Origin of the sequence: Corallococcus sp. AS-1-6, from assembly GCF_020037015.1 — a bacterium.
Taxonomy (GTDB): Bacteria; Myxococcota; Myxococcia; order Myxococcales; family Myxococcaceae; genus Corallococcus.
The window spans coordinates 244,858-269,533 of record NZ_JAIQDE010000005.1 but is presented as its reverse complement, the minus strand read 5'-3'; the positions used below and the strand labels follow the sequence as shown (position 1 = coordinate 269,533).

Below are 24,676 nucleotides of genomic sequence, written 5' to 3'. Positions count from 1 at the left end.
CGGTGTACTCCCGGGTTGTGGGTGTCTGGAAGACGCCGGGTGTCTGGGAGTTGTGAGGGCCGCTGAAGGGCTTCAGGGCTCGTCCGGGAGCGGTGCGCGCCCGTGCTGCTGCTCACACGCGGCGTTGGCCTCCAGCGCCTTCGCGGGCAGGTCTCCCAGCAGGCCGCGCCGCTCGCCGGGCGTCAGGCACGCGGAGCTGGTCGCCTGGAGCTTCTCCTGGAGCCGCTCGATGGGGAGCGGCTCGCGCGGACGCCACACCCGGGCGCTGCCGTCCGTGGAGCCGGTGACGAGCCGGGGCTCCTCCGCGCGGGGGCTGAACACGGCCGAGGTCACCTCGCCCTCGTGCGCGGAGAGGACGAGGTACGGCTTCCCGGGCGCGTCCGTGAGCCAGACGCGGGCGCGGCCGTCCGCGCACGCGGTGACGACGCGGCCCCCCTCCGGGCTCCACGCGGCCCAGGGCACCGGCGCGTCGTGGCGCAGGAGCGCGCGCACGCCGCGCACCCGGCCGTGCTCCACGGTCCAGAGTCGCGCCGTGCCGTCCTGCGAGGACGTGAGCACCTGGGTGGCGTCCTTCGGGTGGAAGGCGGCGGAGAGGACCCAGTCGTCGTGGCTGTAGAGCGTGGCGGTGAGGCGCCCCTCCGCGCTCCAGATTCGGGCGGTGCCATCTTGTGACGCGGTGATGAGGCGCTGGCCGTCCGGGCTGAAGGCCACGGAGCGGACCTGGTCGCCGTGGCCCTCCAGCGCGACGGGTGGCCGCGTCCCATCCACGCTCACGATGCGCGTGGCGCGTGGGCTGGACGCGAGCGCCACGCGCTGACCGTCCGGGCTGAAGGCGGCGCCGAAGAACGGCTCGCGCTGGGACGCCAGCACGCGCCGGCCCGCGGTGCTTCCATCCGCCGGCCACAGGCGCGCGGTGCCGTCCAGCGAGGCCGTCAGCAGCCACCGGCCATCCGGGCTGAAGACCACGGAGCGCACGTCCCGCGCATGGCCCTTGAGGACGTGCGTGGCCCGGCCGTCCTCCGACCAGAGGCGCACCGCCCCGTCCTGCGACGCCGTGGCCACCTGCGTGCCGTCCGGGCTGAAGGCCACGGACCAGAGGAAGCCCCCGGACGTCTGGAGCGGGAGCGAGTCCTGCGGCGCGTCCAGGCGCCACACGCGCGCGGTGGCGTCCACGGAGGCGGTGACGGCCTGCTTGCCGTCCGGACCGAAGCCGCCCCACAGCAGGGTGGACCGGTGGCCGAGCAGCAGCCGGGGCGGCATGTCCTCCCGGGTGGACCACAGCCGCGCCGTGGTGTCCGAGGAGACGGTGAGGATCCACTCGCCCAGCGGGCCCCCGAAGGTGGCCAGGCGCACGGCGCCCTGGTGTCCGCGCAGCACGCGGGGCTCGCCGCGCCCGTCGGCCCGGAAGACGCGCGCGGTGGTGTCCACCGAAGCGGTCACCACCTGCTGCCCGTCCGGGCTGAAGCGCGCGGTGGTCAACTCGCCCTGGTGGCCCCGCAGCGCCACGGGGGCGGTGGCGCCGTTGACGGGCCACACGCGCGCGACGCCGTCGCGGGCCACCGTCAGCACGTGCGTGCCCTCCGGGTCGAAGACGGCGGAGGTGACGGGGGCGGGGTGGGGCAGCTCGCGCGGGCCTTCCGTTCCGTCCAAGGGGACCAGGCGCGCGGTGCCGTCCAGCGAGGATGTCAGCAGCCATCGCCCATCCGGGCTGAAGGCCACGGTCTGCACGGCGCCCCGGTGCCGCACCTCTCGCGGCGCTCCGGTGCCGTCCACCCGCCACAGCCGCGCCAGCCCGTCCCGCGAGGCCGTGGCCACGAACTGGCCGTCCGGGCTGAAGGCGCCCCACTGCACGACGCCGCGGTGCCGGAACGTGTGCAGCAACGCGCCGTCCGCCGTGTTCCACAGCCGCGCCGTGCCGTCGTGCGAGGAGGTGAGCACGCGCTGCCCTCCCGCCGGGCTGAAGGTGGCGTGGTAGACGGGCCCCGAGTGGCCCGTGAGCACCACCGGCGCTCCCTCGCCGCTGGTCCGCCACAGGCGCGCGGTGCCGTCCTTCGACGCCGTCACCACGCGCTGCCCGTCCGAGCTGACCTCCACGTGGACCACGGCCTGGGTGTGGCCGCGCAGCACCGCGCGGCTCAGCGGCTCCTGGAGGACCCCGGACACGTCCTGCGCCCAGCCCTGGAGCCGGGCGGGCTCCTGGACCTCGCGAAGCATGAGCAGCGCCAGCGTGGGGTTGTCCCGCCGCAGCTTCCGGGCCACGTCCAGCAGCACCAGATCCCTCGCGCGCTGGGCGTGGTGCCGCGCCTCCTGCCGCTCCCGTTGCGCCCGCGCCTCCAACTGGCGCGCGTTCCACGCGAGCCCCGCCATGCCCACCGCCACCACCAGCGCGGCCACCAGCATCCGCACCAGACGCTGGCGCGCCGACGCGTCCTGGGCCTCGGCGGAGGCGATGCTGGCGTCCAGCAGTTGGAGCACGTCCTCGCCCGGCTCCTCGCTGTAGCGCCGCAGGATGTCCTGCGCGTAGCCCAGCCGGCTTCCGGACAGCAGGTAGGGCTCGCCGCCGTCGGGGGCGCTCCGGTGCGCGATCCAGTCCTGGGCCCAGGTCTCCAGCTCGCGGAAGTGCTGGATGCGCTCGCGGTCCGCGCGGGCCCACTCCTCCAACTGGGGCCAGGTGCGCAGCAGGGACTCGTGCGACAACTGCAACCACTCCACGCCCGCCGCGTCCTCCTCCCGGGTCAGCAGCCGCGCGGTGAGCAGCACCCGCAGCACCCGGTCGAAGTCCGCGCGGGGCTCCGGCAGGGTGGGGCGCAGTTGCTGCGAACGCACCCGCCTGCGCCTGCCATGCGAGGGCCCACCCTGGAAGTCCACCAGCTCCACCAGCAGCCGGCGCGCCTGGGCCCGGGCGCTCGGGGGCAGGGATTCATGGAGCCGGTTCGCCGCCCGCTTCAGCGCCCCCGCGACGCCGCCCAGGGCCGCGTAGGCGCGGTGGGTGAGCTGCTGTCCCTCGCGCTCCTCCCAGAGTTGATCCAACGCGTACTGGAGCAGCGGCAGCGACCCGGGCTCCTGCCCCACCTCCTGGAGCAGCCGGTCCACCAGCCCGGCCTCGAAGCGCAGCCCCACCTTGTGCGCGGGGCCCTCGATGGCCGCTCGCAGCGCGTCGCCCTGGAGCTCCGTGACGAAGAGGCGGTGGGCGTCCGAATACACGGCCGCGTCCAGGCGCGTGCCCTCCGCGTCCACCACCAGGTCGCCGCAGCGCCCCAGGTAGTCCACCTGGAGCGTGGCCAGCACCACCACCCGGCGCTCCGGGTCCTTCGCGAGGCCCCACAGCGCGGTGGCCAGGTCGCGGCGCGCCGGGGACTCCATCGCGGTGAAGAGGTCCTCGAAGGGGTCCACCAGCAAGAGTTGCCGGCGCTCCGGTGGGGCCTCGCGCACCTCGTGGAGCACCTCCGCCGCGCCGTGTCCGGGCTTGAGCAGCCGCACCTCCCAGTCCGCGGCCCGGAGCTCCTGGGGCAGGCCCGCCAGGGCGAGCGAGGACTTGCCGCTGCCGGAGACGCCGGCCAGCACCTGGAAGCGGGGACGCTGGCCCTCCACCGCCTCGTGGACGCGCTGGAGCAGCTCCTGCTGGAGCGACTCGCGGCCGAAGAAGAAGCGGCGGTCCTCCTGCTGGAAGGGCAGCAGGCCCCGGTAGGGCCTCAGCGCCACCGGGCGCGTGTCTCCGCCGTGCTCCGCGCGCGCGTAGAGCTGGAGCGAGACGTGGTCCAACGCGGTGGTGTCCAGCGCCAGTTGCCGCCGGGCGTCCCCCACCGCCTCCTCCAGCGACGCGGGCGCCACCAGCAGCGCGCGGTAGAGGGCGCGCGTGAGCACCACGGAGCCCGGCACGGAGAGCAGCAGGCGCGAGGCCACCACCGCGGGCAGCCCCGCGCGGTGGAGCGCCTGGGCCACGCTGCCCAGGTGGTTGTCCGTCGCGCCCGCGCCGCTCTGGCACGCGCACAGCACCACCAGCCGCAGCGTCGCCGCGTGGGGCATGAGCAACTGGCGCAGCGTCGCGCCGTCCACGAGCTCCGGCTCGCCTCCCTCCCAGGACGAGTCCCAGAGCAGCCCGTACGTCTGCCCGCGCCGGCCGCCGTGGCACAGCAGGTGGAGCACGGACACGGGCTCGCCGGGGCGCTGGAGCGCCTCCGACAGCGACGCCAGCGAGACGTGGGGCAGGACGTCCCGCTCCGGCTCGAACGGGTACGCGCCCTGCCGGCAGGCGGTGCTCAGCTCCTGCAGGTGCGCCCGGGCCGGCACCTGGCCTCCGGCGGCGGACCAGGCGAAGAGGACGCGGCCCTGCTGCGAGGTGCCCGGCGTGGGCACCTGTCCGGACGCGGGCCATTCGTAGCGGATGTGGACACCGGGCAGCTCCGCCACGGTGCGCCCGGAGGTGCCCAGCGTGAGCAGCTCCCAGGGCAGCGCGAAGAGCTCCGCCGCGGCGAAGCGGAAGGTGAGGTGCACCGGGCGCCCCACCTGGACGGCGGCGGCGATGTCGTTCGCCTGGGCGTCCCAGCCCACGCCCTCCAGGAACGCGCGCAGCCGCTCCCCCAGGCGCTGCACCCCGTTGCGGTCCGGCTGGGGCTTCTCCAGCTCCGCCAGGTCCGACAGGAGCGCCGGCTCCCAGTCGAGCGCCGCGCGCGCGTAGCTGCCCCCGGCGCGGCGCAGGAGGTACTCCTGCGGCTCCATCCGGAAGTGGAACGGGTCGCCCGCCTCGTGCGCGCGCACCAGCTCCAGCAGCAGCTCCAGGGGCGCGGGCCTCGCGACGCCAGCGCTCATGGCGGGGCCGCCGGGGCGGACACGGCGGGCTGTCCGTCCTGCCGCACCAGCCGGCCATCCAGGTCGTAGAGGGAGCTGGCCTGCTCCAGGAAGTGGAAGGGCAGCTTGATGTCCAACTGCCGCGCCCGCCGCAGGTGGATGGCCAGGTCCGGCGGGGAGATGACCCCCATGGGCAGCCGCGACGCCGGGATGCGCGAGCCCAGCACCTCCAGCATGTAGCGCGCGCCCAGTTGGCCGGCGCTCTTGAAGGGCACGCCAATGGACATGACCGCGCTGGCGTTCCCCTCGCGCACGGCCTCTCGCACGGAGCCCAGCACCGGGATGCCCTCGGAGTACCGGTCGATGCGCTCCAGCTCGTCGTACACCGCGGAGGAGGTGGTGACCCAGAAGAGGCTGTGCCGGCCGCCGGGGTCTATCTGCCGCATCGCGCGGGCCATGCGCGGAAGCTGTTCGGAGAGCGTCTCCTCCGCGCCGCGCTTGCCCTCCACCGCCAGCTCCAGCAGTTGGAAGCCGTCCCGCGCGGACAACCGCCGCATGGCCTCCGCCTCCACCTCCACGGTGCTCTGGTTGCGGCGGTCGTACACCACCGTCAGCGCCTTCAGCGGGCCCAGCAGCTCCTGCAGGTAGTGCAACTGCACGTCGGGCGAGAGCGACAGCGAGACGAAGGCCATGTTGTCCGGCTTGGCCTGCTGGGACGCGCCCTCCTCGAAGCCCAGCCACAGCTCCGGCGCCTTGCACAGCGCCACCACCGGCGTGGGCTGGTTGCCGAAGCGGTTGTAGAGAAAGCGCGTCGCGTCCGAGCCCATGGCGACGACCAGGTCGAACTGGCCGGAGTCCGCCAGCGCCAGCATCCGCTCCTGCTCCTCGCGGCCCGTGCCGAGCTTGTAGAGCGTGAGGCCCACCCGCACGCGCGAGGTGCGCAGCACGGGCAGCATGCCCTCCAGGATCCAGTTGAGGCTGCTCTGGGCCACGGTGAGCAGCACCAGCACCTCGCGCGCCTGGACCTGGGGCGTGGGGGGCTGCTCGGGGGTGATGAGGATCCGCTGCGCGCTCGCCTCCACCCGCCAGCCGCGAAGCGTCTCCGGCGGCAGCGCCACCCAGGCGGAGAGGTCGTCCGTCTGGGCCTGGCCCGGACAGGGCACGCACAGCAGCAGCAGCGACAGGCCCAGCAGCCAGTCACGCATGGCGCACCTCGCGACCGGACGGAGGCCGGGTCATCCAGGAGTGGGCGGCCCCCAGCAGCAGCACCGCGACGCCCAGCCCGCCGAGCACCGGCAGCGGAGCCTCCGGGGGCCTCCAGAAGGCGCTGACGAGCAGCGGCCCCACGCACTGCCCGAGCGCGCCGAGCAGCGGGGTGACGGAGGCCCAGGAGCGCCCGCGCGCGCCCTCCGCCGGCGCGCCTTCGACGGGGTGCTCGAGCGGGACGAGGACGAGCCCGAGCGACACGCCCAGCAGGCAGAGCGCCAGCGCGCGAACGGGCTCCAGCGCGCCGAACGCCGCGAGCGCGAGCAGTGACAGGCCGCAGCCCAGCACGCCCCCCTGAAGCAACCGCCGGCTCCCGTCGAGGCGCGGCGGCAGGGCATGGGGAAGCAACGCGCCCAGCGCGACGAGGGCGAGCAGTTGGCCGATGCGGTCCGTGTCCTTGCCCTCGCCCACGAGCCACAGCGGCACCACGAGGCCGGGCACGCCCCCGCGCAGCAGCCACGCCGGCAGCCCGACGAGGAGCAGCGCCCGGCGGCGCTCGCGCGGACTCCACGCCCCTGGAGGCGGGGGCGGAGGCGAGAGTGAGGCCCGGAAGGCACGAGGCCCGGCGGACCGCTCGCGCGCCTCCAGAGGGGGCAGCCAGAGCCGCGCATACGCGAGCGCGCCCAGGCCACAGAGTGCCGCGAACAGGAATACCGGGGACGGGCCCAGGTGGGCCGCCACGAGCGCGCCCAGCACCGTGCCGGCGAGCAGGCCGCCACCCCGCGCCAGGGTGAGCCGCGCGAGGCGCCGGGGCGGCGGTCCCGGGGGAAGCGCGGCCATCAGATACGCCCGCGTCCCGGCGGCCAGCGCCCCCAGGCCGAACCCGCAGAGCCCGCGCAGCACCAGCCACGCGCGCAGGTCCGAGGTGAACGCCATCAACGCGAAGGCCGCGGTGGACACCCCCAGGGCCACCCCGAGCCAGCGCCCGAGGTGCCCCCGCCGCGCGTAACGCTCGGACGGCACGAACGCGAGTGCGCAGGCCCCCTGGAAGACCACGGCGAGCAGCGCGGCGCCGCCGCCCGGGGAGAGGGCCTCCGCGGCGACGGGGAGGAAGGCGAAGGGGAGCCCCTCCAGGAAGCCCCCGAGGAAGGCGAGGGGCTGGAGCCGGCCCACCGTCCGCTGCTCGAAGGCGCGAGCGCCCGAGCCGCGCCGGGGCAGCGGCGCCAGGGCTCCGAGCACCAGCAGGCCCAACAGGCTGGAGGCGGCGAAGAGGGCGAGGAAGCCCGGGACGGTGCGCCAGAGCCGCGCCTGGAGCGCGCCCTTCGCGGCGTCCACCTCCAGGCGCACGGGGAGGTTCCACGGGCCCTCCGTGAGCTCCAGGTCGATGGTGTACTCGAAGCGCTCGTCCCCCGTGCGCCCCGCGCCCGCGTCCACCTGGACGAGCACCCGTTCATCCGCGATGAGCGCCAGCGAGCCCAGGTCCGCGTTGGTGCGCTGGTACTCCTCCAGCAGGGTGTCCAGGCCCCGCAGGTGGGAGAGCGTCAGGCCCAGCCGCGCCGCCTCGTTCAGCCGCCGCGCCAGCGAGTGCGCCAGGCTGCTGGTGCGCTGGTGCAGCCCGTCCGAGTAGAGCTCCGCCAGCGCGAGGGACGTGGCCAGCGTCAGGCCCAGGAAGCTCACGCAGAACGCCGCGCCCAGCCAGCGCCGGGGCCGCCGCATCCACAGCCGCTGCGCGCCCGCCACGAAGGCCCCGAGGAACAGCAGGCATCCCCCCAGCAGCGTGAAGAGGGGCTGGCAGCGCCGCAGCACCCGCTGGGACACCGCCTCCCGGGACATCACCAGCTCCAGGCGGCCCACCTCCCCGAAGCGGTCGGACAGCGGCAGCGACACGCGGAAGGCGCGCGCGTCCTCCGTCACCGCGAAGCGCTGGTGGGGCAGGGGAGGCACGCGCCGGGCCGCGGGGGCCGGGAGCTCCGGGCCGGGGGGCTCGGAGAAGAGCAGCCGGCCCTGGTCGTCCAGGACGCGGACCGCCTCCAGCGTGGGGTCCGCCTCGCGCAGCGTGCGCGCCAGTTGGGTGAAGCCGGTGAACTGCTCCAGCGCCATGCCCACGCGCAGGAACATCTCCACCGGTCCCTGGATGATCGCGCCCTGCGCCGCGAGCCGCTCGAACTGGAGGCGGGAATCCCCGCGCCACGCCTCGCCCAGCCCCAGGGCGACCACCCCTCCGAGCGAGGCGGTCAGCACCAGGAGGAGGGCGCCAAGCCGGGCCCGGCGCAACCCGCGCCCGTGCCGGAGGGAATGGACAGACATGGTTCACTCGCGAAAAAGCGGCTTCGTGCGCCGCGCCCTGTCTCCCTGGACGGCCCGCCCTTCGCGATGTGAACGGTTCACAAAGCCATCCAGGCCGCCGTCCCATGGGCATGCCCACACCCCACCTGCGTGTCCTTGTCTGGATGTCTGTCTTTGTTTCAATATTCCTGCTGCCCCTCCGGGCCCGCGCGGAGGCTTCGCCGCCCACGGGGGCCACCGTCCTCCAGAGCCGTGACGGCCGGTCCGCGCTGCGCGTGGGCATGGGCCTGCAGACGGACCTGCGGCTGACGCCCACCGACGATGGGCTCGCGAGCACCTTCCTCGTCCGCCGCGCGCGCATCAACCTGGCCGGCACGCTGGCGCCCTTCGCGGACGTGCGGCTCATCACCGACGTGGGCCTGCGCGACACGCCCCTCTACCAGGACGCATGGCTGGAGCTGCGCGCCGCGCCCTGGCTGCGGCTGCGCGCGGGCCGGCTCAAGGTCCCCTTCGGCTACGAGTGGCTGGAGACCTCCTCCACCTTCCTGGACTTCGTCGAGCAGTCCCTCCTCTTCTCCCTGGTGCTGCCCCGGTACGACCAGGGCCTGGCGCTCCACGGAGAGCTGGCCGGCAACCACGTGGAGTACTGGCTGGGCCTCTTCAACGAGGCGAGCAGCAAGGCGCGAGACGAGGACCGCGGGAAGATGCTGGCGGGCCGCCTCGCCGTGGTGCCGGCGGAGGGCGTCTCCTTCGCGGTGAGCGCCACCCACGCGCTGGGCGAGAACCTGCCGGAGGAGCCGCGCGGCAAGCTGGCCACGGGCCTCTCCTTCCTGACGGCGCCCCAGTACAAGGTGACGTACGCCACGGGCGCCACGGGCCTGTTCGTCGCACCCCCCGAGTGGCGCCTGGGCGCGGACCTCGTCTCCTTCCAGGGGCCCACGTCGCTGAAGGTGGAGTACGCCCGCTTCTTCTCGCCTTCGCGCGAGGGCTGGCTCACCGCCGCGGACCAGGGAAGGGAGGACCGGCGCGTGCACCTGACGGGGCTGCGCTCCCAGGCCTTCTACGCGTCCGGCACGTGGGTGCTGACCGGCGAGAAGAAGCAGGAGCGGGGCGTGGAGCCGGAGCGGCCCTTCGACCCGGGCGCGGACAGGTACGGCGCGGGCGCCTGGGAGCTGGGGCTGCGCTACGGCTTCGCGCGGCTGCGCTTCGAGGGACTGCCCGGCCACGACGGGCCCTCCGAGGAGCGCCTCCAGGAGCTGACCGCCGGCCTCAACTGGTACCTCAACGCCAACACCCGCTGGATGTTCAACGCCAGCCGGTACGTCTTCGCCGGAGGGCGGCCCCCCTACGACGAGCTCCTCATGCGCATCCAGTGGTTCTTCTAGAGGGGAGCGCGGGGCCATGAGTCTGTTCTTCAAGCTGGGGGCCGCGACCGCGGCCATCCTGTGCTTCTCCATCGCGCTGATCGTCCTGCTCAACTTCGCCAAGTTCGAGACGACGCTCGGGGAACTCCAGCGGTCCCGGCTGCGCGTGCTGGCGCTGGACGCGAAGGCCTCCACCGAGGCGGCCATCGACCTGGGGCTGGCCCTGCCCGCCGTCCGCGACGCGCAGCAGATCCTCACCCGCGTGTCCGGCATGGACCCGGACATCCGGGGCGTCGCCATCCTGGACCGCCGGGGCACGGTGCTGTTCCAGAGCGGGCTGCACGCCACCACGCACCTGCCCGGCTCCGCCCGGGAGCGGGCCGCCTGGTTCGAGGCCGCCGCCGCCGCGCACGGCGGCACCTGGAGCCACTCGGACCGAGAGGCCCTGCTGGTGGGCGCGCCCATCCTCAACCCCTTCAGCCAGCCCGTGGGCCTGGTGCTCATCGCCTATGACCGCAAGGCGCTGGATGCGCGCGCGAGCGCCTTCCTCCACACCTTCGCCCGCCAGGCGCTGTGGCCGCTGGCCATCGGCTTCGCGCTCGTCTGCGCCCTGATGTGGCTGTTGCTCCGGCCGCTGGGCCAGCGCTTCCAGGCGATGGAGCAGGCCTTCCGGAACATGGATGGCCCGGCGCACGTGCCCCCGGCCGACGAGGCGCTGCGCGCCTTCGACGCGCGCTACCAGGAGGCCTCCGGGGCCCTGGCCCGCGCGGAGCGCTCGCTGGAGGGCCCGGCATGAGCCCCACCCCCACGAACGACCAGAGCCTGTCCCGGGGCCGCGTCTGGAAGGTGAGCCTGCTGCCCATGCTGCTCATCGTGGCGACGCTGGTGGCGGCGTCGCTCCAGGCCTCGCGCCTGTTCGAGGAGTCGCTGCGGCCGGACCTGCGCGCCAAGGCGGAGACGCTGGCTCAGACCGTGGCGCTCCAGTTCCACCGCGCCGCGGACCTGGGCATCCCGGTGAACCGGCTGGGCGCGGCGGACGCCTACCTGGATGACGCGGCCCTGGGCCACGAGGAGATCCGCTACATCGGCTTCGCCTCGCCGGACGGCCGCCTGCTGTACGCGTCCAGGGACTTGAGGGCGAAGCCCGCGTCCTTCTTCGACAAGGTGCTCAGGGCCCACACGCTGGAAGAGGCGCGCGGCCTGGCGCGCCTGGACGGGGAGCTGGACCTGGTCCACCCCGTGGAGTCGCGGGGGCGCGTCATCGGCCACCTGCACCTGGGCATCGACGCGACGTACGTCGAGCAGCGGCTCCAGGAGATCCACACCGACATCCTCATCACCCTGTTCGTGACGGCGCTGGTCACCGTGGAGGTGCTCATGGCGCTGATGGGCCTGCTGGTCCTCCGGCCGCTGCGGCTGCTGCGGCGCCTGCTGGAGCTGGGCGGGGAGGGGGACTTCACGCGGCAGGCCCGGGTGCGGCTGCACGACGAGGCCACCCGGGCGCTGGCCGCCGCGGGCAGGCTGGTGCGCGGCCTCAACCGCCGGCACGCGGCGCTGGACGCGCGCGCGGCGCGCACGCTGGGCGAGCGCTTCCGCTTCGGGGACCCGAAGGCCCCCGCCCCGCTGGAGGAGCCCGGGACGAGCGACCTGCGGCTGCCGCTGTTCGTCTTCCTCTTCGGCTCGGAGCTGTCGCGCTCGTTCTGGCCGCTCTTCGTCAAGCGGCTGTACCAGCCCGGCCCCTACTTCTCCGAGAGCTTCATGGTGGCGCTGCCCATGTCGCTGTGGGTGACGGCGATGGTGGTGTGCACGCCGCTGGCGGGGCGCCTGCTCAACACCCGCAGCAGCCGCGTGGCGATGCTGGTGGGCATGGTGCCCGCGGGCCTGGGGCTGTTCATGACGGGCCTCGCCTCCAGCCTCACGGAGCTCTTCCTCTGGCGCGTCGTCACCGCGGGCGGCTACGGCGTCGTGACGACCACGGCGCTGCTGCACGTGGCGCGCACGTCGAAGCAGAGCCACGGTGCGCGGAGCATGGGCGTGTTCGTGGGCGCGTCCACGGCCGCCAGCGTCTGCGGCACCGCCATCGGCGGCATCCTCGCGGACCGCATCGGCTACGCGGCGACGTTCGGGGTGGCCGCGGCGCTGGTGTGCCTGGCCATGGCGCTGGTGCTGCTGCTGGCTCCGGACCTGGGCCCCGTCCGGGCGCGGGAGGAGGGCGCGGCCCGCCCGATGGCCGCCTACCTGGGCATCCTCAAGCGCGGGCGCGTGCTGCTCTTCATCCTGCTGGCGGCCATGCCGGCGCGCCTGGTGCTGACGGGCTTCCTCTTCTACCTGACGCCCCTGCGCCTGCATGAGATGGGCTTCACGGAGGCCGCCATCGGCCGGTTGATGATGGGCTACTTCATCGTCACGGTCTTCGCCACGCCGGTGGTGTCGCTGCTGGCGGATCGCCATGGCTGGCACCGCGGGATGATGCTCGTGGGCGGTGGGCTCTCCGGGCTGGGCGTGCTGCTGTTCGCGTCGGCCGGCGGCTCGTGGCCGCTGTTGGCCGCGGTGCTGCTGGTGGGCCTGGGACAGGCGCTGGCGGCCACGCCGCTGCTCGCCAGCATCCCGCCGCTCTTCGCCGAGGAGTGCGCCGGGTTCGGTCTGGACTCGCTCCTGTCCGTCTTCCGGATGATCGAGCGCGTGGGCAGCCTCGTCGGCCCGCTGCTCGCCGCCGCGCTGCTGGGCGCCAGCGGCTTCGTGCGCAGCACGCACGTCATCGGCGTCGGGATGCTCGCGCTCACCGCGGGCCTCGCCGCCTACCTCTTCCTGCGTTCCCTTCCACCCATCCCTCCCACACCGAAAGCCCCATGACCGCCATCACGCAGAACCTGTTGAAGCTGACGCCCACGCAGCGCGAGCGCCTGGACGTGTTGTTCCTCGCGCAGTACGCGCCGGACCCCGGAGCCCCCTGGCCCGAGCCGCACCCGGAGCACGGCGTGCTGCCGCGCTACAACCACGAGCTGTTCCACACGCTGCTGGGCCTGGGGCTGCGGTGCACGCCGTGCCGCTCGCTGGAGGACCTGGTCCACATCCGCAGCGAGCCCAACTACGTCTTCACGCTGCTCAACCGCGCGCCGGTGCGCAACTCGGAGGTCTTCACGTCGGCGTTCTGCGAGTGGTTGCAGGTGCCCTACCTGGGCGCGCCCCCCAACATCCGCGCGCTGGCGGAGGACAAGCACCTCACCAAGCTGATGGCGCGCTCGCTGGGCATCCCGACGGCGCCCTGGGTGACGAGCCCGGCGGAGGGGAAGCTGCCGCCCGCGCCGGACTTCCGGGGGCCGTGGATCATCAAGCCGCGCTTCGGCGCCGCGTCCGTGGGCATCTCCGAGGACAGCATCCAGGAGACGGAGGCCGGGCTGCACGCGCGCCTGCGCCTGTTCCAGGACCTGGGCCAGGCCTGCCTCGTGGAGCAACTGGTGCCCGGCGTGGACCTGACGGTGCCGGTGCTGGGCGGCGAGGAGCCCCTGCTGCTGGGCGTCGCGGAGGAGACCTCCTCGCTGCCCCACGGCATCGTCACCCACCGGCAGAAGCGGCTGCTGGAGGGCGGGCGCGAGCGCCGCATGGCGCCGGAGGGCCCGGTGGCGGAGCGCCTGCGCACGTACGCGCTCCGGCTGTGCGCCGCGGTGCGGGACTTCGACTACCTGCGCGTCGACTTCCGCCAGCACCGCGACACCGGCGAGCTGTTCCTCCTGGAGTTCAACATCGGCTGCAACCTGGGCAGCCACGCGGCGGTGATGTTCACCGCGCGCGACGCGGGGCTCCAGCAGGCGGACGTCATCGAGCACATCCTGCGGCACAGCCTGGACCGCCAGGGCCGGATGTGGCGGCACGCGTCCGCCCGCACGGAGGCGGGGCGATGACGGCCCGCGCCTTCCTCGCCGGGCTCCTCCTGCTGTCGGCGGCCTCCGCCTCCGCGGCGCCGTACCGCGTCTTCATGGTCATCCACCGCACCGGCGCGGAGGCGGACCAGGGCTTCCGGGACTACCTGCTCAGCGCGGGGCTGGAGGTGGAGTTCACCGTCCGCAACATCGAAGGCGACGCGAACCGGCTGCCGGCGGTCATCCAGGAGATCCGCGCGCGGCGCCCGGACCTCATCTACGCCCAGAGCACGCTGGTGACGGAGGGGCTCGTGGGCCGGGTGGGGGAGGTGGACCCCGCGCGGCACATCACGGACATCCCGGTGGTCTTCGCCATGGTGTCGGACCCCATCGCCTCCGGGCTGGTGACGCGGCTGGAGGGCTCCGGGCGCAACCTCACCGGCGCCGTGCACGTGGCCTCGCTGCCCGTGCAGCTCAAGGCCATGCAGTCCTTCATGCCGCTCCAGCGGCTGGGCGTGGCCTACAACCCCTCCGAGCCGTCCCAGCGCAACATGTTCGACAAGCTCAAGCAGCTCACCGCGCAGGCGGGCATCGAGCTGGTGGCGGTGCACCCGCTCGGCAAGGACGGGAAACCGGACGCGGCGCGCCTGCCCGCGATGATGCAGGCGCTGGCGGCCCGGAGGCCGGACCTGGTGTACCTGCCCCCGGTGAACTTCTTCGCGCCGCACAGCCAGTTGCTGATGGACGAGGCGATCCGCCTGGGCCTGCCCACCTTCTGCGCCATCGAGGTGCAGTTGGAGGCGGGCGGCATGATGGGGCTGGTGGCGCCCTTCTACAACGTCGGGGGCCTGGCGGGCTTCAAGGCCACGCAGGTCCTGCGTGAGCACCGCTCGCCGGCGGAGCTGCCCGTGGAGACGCTGTCCCGCTTCTCCTTCGAGGTGAACATGCCGGCCGCGCACGCGCTGGGGCTGTACCCGCCCATGCACATCCTCAGGTACGCGCGGATTCGCGAGCGGTAGCGCGGGCCGCCGCCACGGCGCCCAGGGGCAGCAGCTCCTGCAAGAGGTCGAGCAGGAGCTGCTGTCCCAGGTCGTGGCCCACCGCGTGCGAGAAGCAGGACGCCAGCCGCAGGGCGTCCCAGCGCTGCGCGAGGGTCGCGGGCGCGAGCGCGATGTCCGTCAACTGCCGGCACAGCGCGTCCAGCGGCGAGGCCACCTGGGAGCCGAAGGCGATGCGGCGCAGGAGCTGGCCGGTCAGCTCCTGGAGGAGGGGCGCATCCTCCCGTGACGCGTCCAGCGCCAGCGTCTCCGCCTCCGTGAGGTGGGCCTCCAGCCCCGCCGCCAGCAGCACCGCCTCCAGCACGCGGGCGCGCCGCGGGTGCGCGGGCTCCGCGGCCAGCGCGACGGGGGAGATGTCGTCCAGGAGGCCCAGGCGCATGTCGCGCGCCTGGGCCTGGGTCAGCCCCAGCTCGCGGCACAGCATGGCCAGCGGCAGGTGCACCGGGCCCTGGCGTCCGCCGTGCAGGGTCGCGGCCCGCAGCGCCAGGCCATAGGCCAGCAGGCGGTTGGGGGTGTCCGGCAGGCGCATGCGCAGCGACGCGAAGAGGGCGTTGCCCTCCAGCGGGGCGCCCGTCCGGCGCGCCAGGCGCTCCGCGAGCGACTCCCGCCGCGGATCGCGGACCTCGGGATCGCCCAGCACTTCGTGCCAGGCCTCCCGTTGTTTCGCCTGGGTGACGAAGAGCACGGCGTCCAACAGCGCCAGGTCCCTGGCTTCACAGGCCTCTGAGATGTGCGTTCGGATCATGCCGCCAGGACGGCGCCGGCGGCGGCGCTGTGATTCCCGGCGGAAATAAAAGAAGCCCCACGGGGCGGCTGCCCCGTGAGGCCTGTCGGAAGTCACCGGCGTCCAGCCGGGAACCGCCGCATGTGTGTGATTACTTGAGGGCCCGGTCGATGCGCCTCACCTCGCTGTCGTGGACCGTCACGGCGTCCAGGAGGAGGTTGGCGTAGGCCTGGGCCGCGGTGGCCGGCGTCTTGTTCACGCCGTTCGGACCGTTGAGGTAGAGGTCGAGCGCGCCCACGCTGGCCTTCCACTCGTCCTTCACCTGGGCCGGGGCCTTCTTCAGGCACTGGAGCCCCGCGTCGATGATGGTCTTGCAGTAGTCCTGCCACTGCGTGTTGCACGCCTGCCAGGCCTTGTGCTGCGTGGTGGTGGAGCCGGGGGGTGGGAACAGGGGGCTCCAGGACTCACCGCGGCCCAGGTGCGTGGAGGAGGCCGGGTGGCCGGTGGCCTCCATGAAGACGCTGCACGGGAAGCAGGAGGCGAGCTTCGTGGTCTTCTTGCCCACGGCGATCTCATACGGCGTGCCGGGGTTGTAGGGCGTCTTCTTGTTCGGGCTGGTGTCGTTGGCGAGCTTGTGGAAGTGCACGTCGTAGATGGCCTGGATCATCCCGTGCGTGTACGCGCAGATGTCATGGCCGCGCTGGGGCGTGGGGCCCTCGAAGTGCATTCCCTGCTGCTTGAGGCCCTGCTTCTCCGGGTCGCGGTCCTCGTGGTCCTGCATCGCCTCGGAGCCGATCATCCCCCAGGGCCGGTCCGCGGGCGCCTCGGGGGGGTGCCACCGCCGGCCGTAGGTGATGTCGAACGGCACGTTGTGCCGGAAGGTGCTCATCAGGCCGGTCTGCCCGTCGGTGCGGCCATCGATGAACCCCGTGTAGGCGCCGCGGCCCTGGTAGCCCAGCTTGTCCGCGGTGGCCGGGTTGGTGGCCATCAGGAACAGCTTGGCGGCATACCCATCCGGCAGCGGCGGGTTGTAGCGGTAGGCGTCGTTGGGGCTCTTGTCGCCGCTGCCGCCGGTGATTCGGCCACCGGTCGTCCAGATGGGCGTCGTGCCCAGCTCCACCTTCTGGTCGGGCTTGAGCCCCGACGCATGCAGGAGGTTGTTGAGCTTCTGGATGGCGGACAGGTGGGTGGGGTCCACCGGCTTCTCCCGCAGCTCCTGCTCGGTCAGCTTGTGGGCGTCCTCCACCTCGAAGTCGACCCGCGCGTGCCGCTTGTTCACGTCCGCGTTCGTCAGACGGCTCCACGCCCACCCGAGGACCGCCGCCGTCATGATGACGTCCGCGTCCTTGGCGTACTGCGTCCCCGGACTCAGGATGCCCTGCTGCTTCACCAGGCTCATCGAAGACCTCTCCCTCTGGAGCTTTGAGCGCCCGCTCCCATAGGCGTTGGAGCCAGGACGCGGAGCTGGAGCCCGTTGTGAAGGAGAAGGGGCCTCAGGGGACTGTGGGCCGGGGAGGGGGCACGCACGTGAGGTAGCCGAAGGTTCCAAGACGAACCTGGGGGTTACCTCTGGAGTTCACATCGCGCGCCCACCGATCTCCGGGAAGCGCTCATAGGCCCGAAGGAGCGCTTCCAGGTGGGCGGGGTTGTCCAGGTCGAGCGGCGCGTCGGTGAGCCGCACGATCCACCCGCCCGACTCCGTGCGACGTGCTCGCGAGAGAAGTTCGGCGTCGCGATTCGGGTCCGGGAATCCGATGGCCTTCGCAGCGTTGACTGACCAGTAGTTCAGCCATCCGAGGCGATGCGGAATCTCAGGCGAACGGAGCTTCTCTGGGAGCTTCAACACAGGCAGCCCTCGGGGGGGAGGCTGCGGATTCGCTGCCCAGTTCTTCGTTTGACGCGCAATATCCGCCCCCGCGCTCGACGGCGTCGCCTGCCCCCACGATGCGCGTGCGCTTTCCGCTACGGCCTCCAACACGTCTGTCACCACCGTGAGTCCTGCTGCATTCGAGGGCATTTGCACATGGACCTCGAATTGTGCCTGGCCTCCGGGCGAACTGGCTGCTGGTAGTTCCAACCCGTAAATCATCACAGGATGATTCTCGTCGCCATTGCACACGAGAGAGAACCCCCCGTGCTTGGTCTCTTCCACGAGCCACGCGTCACGCTGTGGCAATGCGACGGGGTGCCCGTCTGCGGTGATCCTCCAATTCAGACGCAGGGCGGGGAACACTCGCTCCATTCCGTGAACCACCGACACAGGTCGACTGTCATTGCTCGCGAGCGCAGGTGCATATACGATCAGGGTCATTTTTTGCTTGGCTGTCATCTCAGCACCAGTCCATGACGACGATTAGATCACTGAGATCCGGAGCTTGTTCTCCCAGCGCTTCCTTGTGCGCTTCGCTGCGTACTCCGATCCGGAAGTCAAATCCGCAGGCACGCGCGAGGTCTCGCTCGATCCGCATCTCCGCCACCTGAGCACTGAGCACCCGTCCCCGGAGAAAGTCACTGTATGTGTTGAAATTGTCAGTTTTGACCTCCCACAGCGTACGTGTTGTCAGTTGCAGGGCGTCGAAGTTCTTCCCATTCACGAACACATCCCAACCGGGAAAACTGTTGTTCGGGACTCTGTCGGCGCATTTGTTGTGTGGGTCATTGCCGCCACGGTGATTGACCCTTTGAGGTTTGCACTCCGGATGGTGTCCGCGATCTCGAGGGTTGGGAGGTGCCGGAGGAAACCAGTCCTGTCCCGCGGGATCGGGCTCCGTCATGGGCTTGCGTTGCGCTTCAACGTCCCGGGATAGCACCTTCGTTCCTCGTGAGGTCCCTGCCTCCTCGGGGTAGGCGTGGCGGAGTTCATATGCATCCAGCGCTTCCTTGATGGCGACGCCGACCACCACCACGCCAAGCACGATCACGGCTCCCACGGCAATCTCGGGAGCCGCCAGCACGCAGAACCCGATTCCCACGGCAACAGCGTCAGTAGAGGCAACCGCGCATCTTCCCGTGGTGTCGTGGAATTCGAGCCGGTCATGATCGAGGGTTCGATAACACCTCTCCACCAGAACCGGCCAGGGTCGGGATGCCTCGCGGACCACGCACTGCCCACCGTCAGTCCAGGGCAGCTTCGCCGCCCGCTGGAGGTTGGTGAGTCTCTGGCTCCGCGTTCCGTGTGTGCCGGGAGCCGGTGTCGACGTGGCGCACGCCGAAAGGAAGAGTAGGAGTGCGATGCAAGCGCGGAGTCGCATGGTCACGCCCTTTCAGTCGAGCCAGCGCTCCGCGGGTCAAGGCTGGCTGAATGTGGATCATGCCATGAGTCGTGAATAGCCAGGACGCCTTGGGTTCCGCAAAGGTGCGGCCGCATGGCCCGGAGCGCAGGAGCGGAGCGATGAAGCTCGGACGTGAAGTCACCTGCGCTTCCTTACGTCACGTCGCCGGGTACAGCACCTGTCGCCCCCGCACTTCCGCGAAGGCCGTCAGCCGGTGCGGCTCCACGCGGGTGGGGCTCGTGATGTGCGTCACCAAAACACCCCGCGCCCAGAGCGCGTCCGCCACCAGCGAGCGATGGCAGCGCCAGCGCAGCGCCTCCGCGCACATCAGGGCCACCGGCCCCCGCAGCACCACCTCCCGCAGCGCCTCCAGCCCCTGCGCGAAGTCCTCCGTCAGCATGTAATCCGCGTAGCCGCGAAAGCTCAGGTTGCGCCAGGCCGCGTTGGGCGAGTCCTTGCGCGGACGCCGCAGCCCTCCGAGCGCTGGCAGGTGCAGGTGCTCGACCCCTACCCGTGCCAGCGTCTTTCCCAGCACGTCCACGTTGAACTGCGGGTTCGTGCGGGAGCGCGGCACCGTGCGGATGTCCACCAGCGTCCGCACGCCGTTCGCCCACAGCATCTCCACCAGCTCCTCGATGGTGCGCGTGGAGTGGCCCAGCGCGAACACCTGGACGCCGCCCCATCCTCGCGCCCGCCTTGGCATCCTCATGGCCCGCTTCAATGTGGGGCGGAGGCCAGCGCCCGACAAGGCGCCCCGGTGCTACCGCAGCGCCGCGAGCGCCGTGCCCACCTTCGCCACCGTCACCGACACGGGCGTCGTCACCTCCGGCGCGAAGATGGCCACGCGGAGCTCCTCGAAGGCCCACCGCAGCTCCTGCGCCGCCGCCTGGTCCCGCACGGTGGCGCTCCTGGCGAGGAAGCTCTCCCACAGCGGGGTGAAGGGCGCCGCCTTCCCCGCGTCCTTGCCGGGGTTCGCCACCGCGCGCGCCAGCCGCGCCTGGGCCGCGCGGAGGTAGCGCGAGTAGTTCAGCAGGCGCGAGAGGGGAATCCACTCGATGAGCTTCGCGGGGAACAGTTGCGCGAGCTGCGAGCGGATGTCCCGCACGGCCGCCGCGCCGCTCGGCCCCTTGGACGCCGCCTTGAGCGCGGCGAGCGTCTCAGCCAGATCCGCGGAGGTGGCGACGACGACGTTCGCCCAGTCCCGGGCCGATGGCTCGATGCGCGGCGAGCCCTCGCGGACCAGCGCCTCGAAGGCCGCCTTCGTGCGGGGCAGCGGCGCACCCGGTGCGAGCTTGAACGCATCGTCGACGCCGCGTGCGAGGACCTGCGCCCGGAAGGCATCGGCCTGGCCCCTTGCGGGCGGCGCGCCGTCCAGGGACGGGAAGGGCGGCGGCATCCGCGCGGCGCTGACAGCCACGTGTCCGCGCGCGGCGAGCATCAGCAGCCGGCGCAGCCCCGTGCGAGTGGCCGCGTCCGCGGCGGCGGCGGTCTCGAGCAGCGTCAGGTCCACGGTGGCGCCCCGGTCGACGAGCGCGGGGTAGGTGCGGACTTCGAGTCCGCCGACCCGCCGGGTGACCACGGCGGGCAGCTCGCCAAACGTCCAGCCGGTCAGCCCCTTGCGCTCCCACTCCGAGGTCGGCGCCGCGCTGCGCAGCGCCGCCCGGGCATGTCCCCCGTGCTGCTCGAGCAGCGCGTCGGCGTCGCGGCTCCGCGCGATCTCCTTTCCCCGCTCGTCGAGCACCCGCAGCGTGACGCGCAGGTACGGCGCCACGGCATCCGCCCGGAAGGACTCCTCGGTCACGTCCACGCCGCACAGCCGGGACACCGCGCGCGCGAGCGCGGGAAGCAGCGGCCCGCGGAAGGGCACCAGCTCCTTCTCGAGCCGGTCGACCAGTTCCGGCACCGGCCCCAACTGCTTGCGCTGGGCGCGTGGGAGCTGCTCGAGCAGGGCGGTGAGCTTCTCCCGCTGCCACCCGGGGATGGTCCAGTCCAGCTCACCCGGGACCACCTGGGCGAGCAGCAGCAGCGGCACGCTCAGGGTGATGCCGTCGTCCTCGGCCGAGGGGTCGAAGGTGTACGTCACCGGCACGGAGGCGCCGTGCAGGGAGATGGCATCCGGGTAGTGCGCCGGAGACAGGCCCGGGTCGTGCGCGAGGGCATCCTCCATCGAGAGGACGAGCACGTCGGGGTCGGCCACCTCGGCCTTGCGGCGCCAGGCCTCGAAGCTCGCGCCGTCCGCCACGTCCTCCGGGACGCGCTGATCAAAGAACGTCAGCAGCGCCTCGCTGTCGAGCAGCTCGCTGCGCCGGGCCTTGTCCCGCAGGCGCGCCACGCGCTCGAGCACCTGGCGGTTCTTCTCCTGGAACGCGCCCCGGGTGCGGTACTCGCCGCGCACCAGGGCATGCTCCAGGAACATCAGCCGCGCCCGGGCCGGGTCCAGGTGCTCCAGGGCCACGGGGCGCTCCTTGAAGACCTGGAGCCCGAAGAGGGTCGCGTTCTCCTTCACGATGGCGCGCGCGGACTTCTCCGACCAGTGGGGGTCGGAATAGCTGCGCTTGAGCAGGTGGGGGGCCGCCGCCGCGAGCCACTCCGGGTCGAGCTTCGCCACGGTGCGCGCGAACAACTGGGACGTCTCCACGAGCTCGAACGCCATCACCCAGGCAGGCGGCTTCTTCGCGAGCGCCGACGAGGGGTGGACCATGAAGCGCGTCTGCTTCGCGCCCGTGAAGTGGCGCTGCTCCGGGTTCCACTGGCCGATGCGGGACAGGAGCCCCGTGAGGAGCGCCTGGTGCAGGACGTCCCCGCGCGCCGGGGCGCCCCGGCCCTTGCGAGGCAGGCGCAGCTCGCGGACGGTCTCCTCGAGCTGGCGCTGGACGTCGCGCCACTCGCGCACCCGCAGGAAGGACAGGAAGTTGTCGCGGCACACGCGCCGCAGATGGGACGTCCCCCGGCCCTCGGCCTCGCGCACGAACGCCCACAGCTTGAGCAGCCCCGTGAAGTCCGAGTGCTCGTCACGGAAGCGCGCGTGCGACGCGTCCGCCTTCTGCGCCAGCTCCCGGGGCCGCTCGCGCGGGTCCTGCAGGTTGAGCGCCGCGGCGACGATGAGCACCTCGTCCAGGCACCCATACTCGGCGCCGGCCAGGATCATCCGCGCGATGCGCGGGTCCACCGGGAAGCGCGCGAGCTGGTGCCCGAGCGGCGTCAACGTACGCTCCTTGCCCTCGATGGCCCCGAGCTCCTCGAGCACTCGCCAGCCCTCGGCGATGGCCTTCGGCTGGGGCGGGTCGAGGAAGGGGAAGTCCTCGACGTCACCGAGGCCCAGGGACTTCATCCGCAGGATGACCCCCGCGAGCCCGGTGCGCTTGATCTCCGGGTCGGTGAAGGCGGGCCGCGTGGTGAAGCTCAGCTCGTCGTAGAGGCGCACGCAGATGCCCTCGCGCACGCGGCCGCAGCGCCCCTTGCGCTGGTCTGCGCTGGCCTGGGAGACCGCCTCGATGTGCAGGCGCGTGGTGCCCGAGCGCGGCTCGTAGCGCGACAGGCGCGCCACCCCCGTGTCCACGACGTACACGATCCCCGGGATGGTGACCGACGTCTCCGCGACGTTGGTGGCGAGGATGACCCGGCGCTGGGGGATGGTGGCGAAGACGCGTGACTGCTCGCCGGCCGACAGGCGCGCATACAGCGGCTGCACCACCGTGCCGCGGAGCTCGCGCGCGTTCAGGGCATTCTCGGCCTCGCGGATCTCCCGCTCCCCGGGGAGGAACACGAGCACGTCCCCGTCCGGGTCGAGCGAGAGCACGTTCGCCACTGAATCGGCGACGGCGTCGGCGAGCTCGGAGTCCTCGGGGGGCGGCTCGTAGAGCACGTCCACCGGAAAGGTCCGGCCCTCGACCTGGATGACCGGAGCCCCGCCGAAGAACTGCGAGAAGCGCTCGGTCTCGATGGTGGCCGAGCTCACCACCACCTTGAGGTCGGGGCGCCGGGGGAGGATGCGTTTGATCCACCCGAGCAGGAAGTCGATGGTGAGGCTGCGCTCATGGGCCTCGTCGAGCACGATCGTGTCGTAGCGGCTCAGGAGCGGGTCGCCGTGGATCTGCGCGAGCAGGACGCCGTCGGTCATGAACTTCACGGCCGTCTGGCGGGAGGAGCGGTCCTCGAAGCGGATCTGGTAGCCGACGTCCGACCCCAGCTCCGTGCCGAGCTCGCGAGCCACGCGCGCCGCCACGCTCGTCGCGGCGATGCGCCGGGGCTGGGTGACGCCAATCTGGCGCGGGCGGCCACGCCCCATGGCGAGCAGGATCTTCGGCAACTGCGTCGTCTTCCCCGAGCCGGTGGCCCCCGCGACGATGACCACCTGATGGGCGGAGATGGCCGCGGTGATGTCCTCCACCCGGCTCGAGATGGGGAGCTCGGGGGGGAAGCGCAGGGTGGGCAAGCCGCCGGGGGCGGGGACAGGTGATTCGCCGGACATGGGGGGATGAACTAGCACTGAAGGGCACGCTTCGCCCCTGACGAATCGTGTGGATGCCTGCTCCCTGCGCGCCAGGACGCGCCGGCATGCGGGTGAGCAGGCTTTACCAGGCTCCCCCCGTCCCCTAGCGTCGCGCCCGCCCCGCGGTTCGCGTGAGCTCGGGACAGGCGGTAGTGCCCAGGACGCGGGAACCCACGGGGCATCCCAAGTCATCCACGGAGGATTCATCCATGAAAGCCGGACATGCCGTAGCCATTGCCGCCCTGCTGGGCGGACTCTGGAGTCAGCCCGCGTCAGCCCAGGCCCCGGTGCTCTCCTGCATGGGGAGCGACTATTGCGAGGCCGATCCCGGCAGCACCTCCTACGACACGACCACCTGGAGCTTCAACTCCGGGTCGGCCGACGTGACCCTGCCTGGGTACTGCGACGGTACGACCGCGTGTGCCTTCTACTGTCCCAACAGCCCCGGCATGGTCACCGTGACCGTGACGTTCTGGAGCGGGGGCCAGGCGGTGGCGACGGCGTCTTCGTCCGCCAGTTGCACGCCTGAGCCGATCTGACGGGCCAGAAGCTCTGAAGCACGCACGCCGCGCCCCTGCGTCTTGGGGGGCGCGGCGTGCGCGTTTTCGGTCACCCGCGTGCTGTGCGTTCGGCCTCCATGCGCGCCTTCTCGCGGACCATGAGGTCGCGCACGTGGTCGCGCAGGGCGTGCACATCCCCCGCGAAGTCCGCGGGGTCGATGGGCTCCAGCACGCGCACCCGGGCGTGGACGGTCTTCTGGAAGACGAGCGGGTGCTTCGGCAGGGTCAGCGCGGTGCCGCTGAGGACCATGGGGATGAGGGGGCAGCGCTGCTGGACGCAGAGCGTGAAGGCGCCGTCCTTGAAGGCCTTCATCTTGCCGTCCCGGGCGCGGGTGCCTTCGGGGAACATCAGGATGGGGACGCCCCGTGACAGCCAGCGCTCACACCCGGCCATCATCCGGAGGACGCTGGCGTGGTCTCCGCGGATGAGCGGCACGTAGCCATTGAGGCGCATGTTCCAGCCAATGAGCGGCAGCTTGAAGTTCTCCGCCTTGGAGACCCACTTGAACGGCCGGTAGAGACCAAAGAGGACCAGGATGTCCCCCAGCGACTCGTGGTTGGACACCAGCACCGCCGCGCCCCTCCAGGGCAGGTGCTCGCGGCCCTCCACCCGCAGGTGCCACCACGGGTTCAGGTAGAAATACACCTGTGCCCAGAAGCACGAGTACAGGTGCAGCGCCCGCCCGTCCGCGTCGAACGGGCGGGTGAGCGCCCACAGCAGGAGCGCTCCCAGGAACAGCACCGCGCTGGACAGCGCGAGGAAGGCCCAGAGCGCGCTGGAGAGGAGGACCCGCGCGGTCCCCGGTCGGTCATGGATGGATGGCTCCACACCCATCAGGTTCGCACTGCCACGGGATGAATGGCAGCCCCCATCCCCCGGGTCGTGGCCCGTGCGCGCGCTTCCTGACAGCCCGCTGACGCGTCAAGGACCGGTCTTGACGCGTCAGCGGGGCGCTCATGGCATCCGGGTATTGCTTGAATTGGTAGTGATTCCAGCGCCTTGCGGCGTCAGGTGGCTGGCATTGCCTTTGCGATAGGCCTGTCGTGCAGGAAGAGAGACCTGACT

General features: G+C 72.2%; 16 protein-coding genes. 6 read left to right on the top strand and 10 right to left on the bottom strand.

What is annotated here, in order from left to right; all coding sequences use genetic code 11:
- Positions 1-72 precede the first annotated feature (72 nt).
- From K8612_RS09605 to K8612_RS09595, 3 genes are read right to left on the bottom strand one after another with little or no spacing between them, the layout of a single operon-like run.
- The gene (locus tag K8612_RS09605; protein ID WP_223762063.1) at positions 73-4,809 is read right to left on the bottom strand and encodes a CHAT domain-containing protein; all 4,737 of its coding nucleotides are present in this window, start codon (positions 4,807-4,809) and stop codon (positions 73-75) included.
- Entirely contained in the window at positions 4,806-5,993 is a 1,188-nt protein-coding gene (locus tag K8612_RS09600; RefSeq protein WP_223762062.1) for an ABC transporter substrate-binding protein, read from the bottom strand. The genes K8612_RS09605 and K8612_RS09600 overlap by 4 nt, the downstream gene beginning before the upstream one ends.
- The gene (locus K8612_RS09595) at positions 5,986-8,301 is read right to left on the bottom strand and encodes an MFS transporter (protein ID WP_223762061.1); all 2,316 of its coding nucleotides are present in this window, start codon (positions 8,299-8,301) and stop codon (positions 5,986-5,988) included. The genes K8612_RS09600 and K8612_RS09595 overlap by 8 nt, the downstream gene beginning before the upstream one ends.
- A 104-nt stretch (positions 8,302-8,405) precedes the next feature.
- On the opposite strand from K8612_RS09595, the gene K8612_RS09590 reads away from it, so the two are divergent.
- From K8612_RS09590 to K8612_RS09570, 5 genes are read left to right on the top strand one after another with little or no spacing between them, the layout of a single operon-like run.
- On the top strand, positions 8,406-9,665 hold the full coding sequence (locus K8612_RS09590; RefSeq protein WP_223762060.1) for an OprO/OprP family phosphate-selective porin: 1,260 nt from the start codon (positions 8,406-8,408) through the stop codon (positions 9,663-9,665).
- Positions 9,666-9,681: 16 nt separating this feature from the next.
- The gene (locus K8612_RS09585; RefSeq protein ID WP_223742003.1) at positions 9,682-10,440 is read left to right on the top strand and encodes a hypothetical protein; all 759 of its coding nucleotides are present in this window, start codon (positions 9,682-9,684) and stop codon (positions 10,438-10,440) included.
- Complete coding sequence (locus K8612_RS09580; protein ID WP_223742004.1) at positions 10,437-12,497, top strand: MFS transporter; 2,061 nt, start codon at positions 10,437-10,439, stop codon at positions 12,495-12,497. The genes K8612_RS09585 and K8612_RS09580 overlap by 4 nt, the downstream gene beginning before the upstream one ends.
- Entirely contained in the window at positions 12,494-13,546 is a 1,053-nt protein-coding gene (locus K8612_RS09575) for a hypothetical protein (RefSeq protein WP_223742005.1), read from the top strand. The genes K8612_RS09580 and K8612_RS09575 overlap by 4 nt, the downstream gene beginning before the upstream one ends.
- Positions 13,543-14,523, top strand: coding sequence for an ABC transporter substrate-binding protein (locus K8612_RS09570; RefSeq protein ID WP_223762059.1), 981 nt, complete (start codon positions 13,543-13,545; stop codon positions 14,521-14,523). The genes K8612_RS09575 and K8612_RS09570 overlap by 4 nt, the downstream gene beginning before the upstream one ends.
- Here K8612_RS09570 and K8612_RS09565 read toward each other — a convergent pair.
- From K8612_RS09565 to hrpA, 6 genes are all read right to left on the bottom strand, one after another.
- Positions 14,495-15,307 (bottom strand): hypothetical protein, encoded by an 813-nt coding sequence (locus K8612_RS09565; RefSeq protein WP_223762058.1) that lies wholly within the window; start codon positions 15,305-15,307, stop codon positions 14,495-14,497. The two genes, K8612_RS09570 and K8612_RS09565, sit on opposite strands and share 29 nt — an antisense overlap.
- A 130-nt stretch (positions 15,308-15,437) precedes the next feature.
- Positions 15,438-16,685, bottom strand: coding sequence for a hypothetical protein (locus tag K8612_RS09560; protein WP_223742008.1), 1,248 nt, complete (start codon positions 16,683-16,685; stop codon positions 15,438-15,440).
- Positions 16,686-16,862: 177 nt separating this feature from the next.
- On the bottom strand, positions 16,863-17,615 hold the full coding sequence (locus tag K8612_RS09555) for a DUF5953 family protein (RefSeq protein WP_223762057.1): 753 nt from the start codon (positions 17,613-17,615) through the stop codon (positions 16,863-16,865).
- A gap of 1 nt (position 17,616) precedes the next feature.
- Entirely contained in the window at positions 17,617-18,258 is a 642-nt protein-coding gene (locus tag K8612_RS09550) for a DUF6310 domain-containing protein (RefSeq protein WP_373692093.1), read from the bottom strand.
- 457 nt (positions 18,259-18,715) lie between these two features.
- Positions 18,716-19,267, bottom strand: a complete 552-nt coding sequence (locus K8612_RS09545) for a DUF488 family protein (protein ID WP_223762055.1) — start codon at positions 19,265-19,267, stop codon at positions 18,716-18,718.
- A 51-nt stretch (positions 19,268-19,318) separates the two neighbouring features.
- A complete protein-coding gene (hrpA, locus tag K8612_RS09540) occupies positions 19,319-23,029 on the bottom strand; it encodes an ATP-dependent RNA helicase HrpA (protein WP_223762054.1) in 3,711 nt (1,236 codons plus the stop codon).
- A gap of 230 nt (positions 23,030-23,259) precedes the next feature.
- On the opposite strand from hrpA, the gene K8612_RS09535 reads away from it, so the two are divergent.
- Positions 23,260-23,589, top strand: coding sequence for a hypothetical protein (locus tag K8612_RS09535; RefSeq protein ID WP_223762053.1), 330 nt, complete (start codon positions 23,260-23,262; stop codon positions 23,587-23,589).
- A gap of 70 nt (positions 23,590-23,659) precedes the next feature.
- Here the strand turns inward: K8612_RS09535 and K8612_RS09530 are convergent, their stop codons facing one another.
- A complete protein-coding gene (locus K8612_RS09530) occupies positions 23,660-24,445 on the bottom strand; it encodes a 1-acyl-sn-glycerol-3-phosphate acyltransferase (protein WP_223762052.1) in 786 nt (261 codons plus the stop codon).
- Positions 24,446-24,676: the final 231 nt, after the last annotated feature.